Source organism: Saccharothrix xinjiangensis (assembly GCF_039527585.1).
Lineage (GTDB): Bacteria > Actinomycetota > Actinomycetes > Mycobacteriales > Pseudonocardiaceae > Actinosynnema > Actinosynnema xinjiangensis.
Genome location: NZ_BAAAKE010000076.1, coordinates 1 through 983, shown reverse-complemented (window position 1 = coordinate 983; position 983 = coordinate 1). Strand labels below are relative to the sequence as shown.

General features: G+C 68.7%; 1 protein-coding gene. It reads right to left on the bottom strand.

Annotation, left to right across the window (positions count from 1 at the left end; genetic code table 11):
- Window positions 1-737, bottom strand: a 737-nt coding sequence (locus tag ABD223_RS43285; protein ID WP_344044182.1) for an acyltransferase domain-containing protein, incomplete at its 3' end; no start/stop codon positions are given.
- Between the last annotated feature and the right edge of the window lie 246 nt (window positions 738-983).

Below are 983 nucleotides of genomic sequence, written 5' to 3'. Positions count from 1 at the left end.
TCTGCGGTGAGGTCCGGCACCAACACCGGGTGCGGGCTGACCTCCACGAACACGGCCTCGCCCAACGACTCGACCACCGGGGCGAACCGCACGGTCTGACGAAGGTTCCGGTACCAGTACTCGGCGTCCAGGGTCGTCGCGCCGTCCACGGTCGAGTGGAACGGGATCCCTGGTTCCCTCGGTGTGATGCCGTCCAGCGCTTCCAGGACCTCGTCCCGCACCGACTCCACCTGTGCCGAGTGGGACGCGTAGTCCACCGCGATCCGCTTGCCGGGGACCTTTTCCAAGAGTTCGTCGATCGCCTCCGGATCACCGGACACCACCACCGAGGTCGGGCCGTTGAGCGCCGCCACCGACAACCGCTCGTCCAGCAGGCCGCGCACCCGTTCTTCCGGCAGCGACACCATCGCCATCGCCCCGAGCCCGGACAAGCGATCAGCGATCACCCGACTGCGCGACGCCACCACCCGCGCGCCATCCTCCAAGGAGAGCGCCCCCGCGACCACGGCCGCCGCGATCTCACCCTGAGAGTGCCCCACCACCGCATCGGGCTGCACACCGAACGACCGCCACAACTCAGCCAGCGACACCATCACCGCCCACAAGGCGGGCTGCACCACCTCAACCCGCTCATCGTGCAACGCATCACGCAACTCCAACCACGGACGCAAAGCGTTTGCGCACCGGTCCATCCACCCCGCGAACACCGGCGAGGACTCCCACAACTCCAACCCCATCCCGGCCCACTGCGAACCCTGACCCGGGAACACGAACACGACCTGGCCCACCGGCCGGGCCACACCCTCCACCACCCGACCACCCAACAACACCGCCCGATGAGCCAACGAAGCACGACTCCTGACGAGGGAGTAGCCGACGTCAACCGCCGAACCCGGCCACCCCGACAACCGCCGAACCTGCTCCCGCAACGCCTCCGAGGACGCGGCAGACACCACCCACGGCACCGGACCACCCACAGGCGT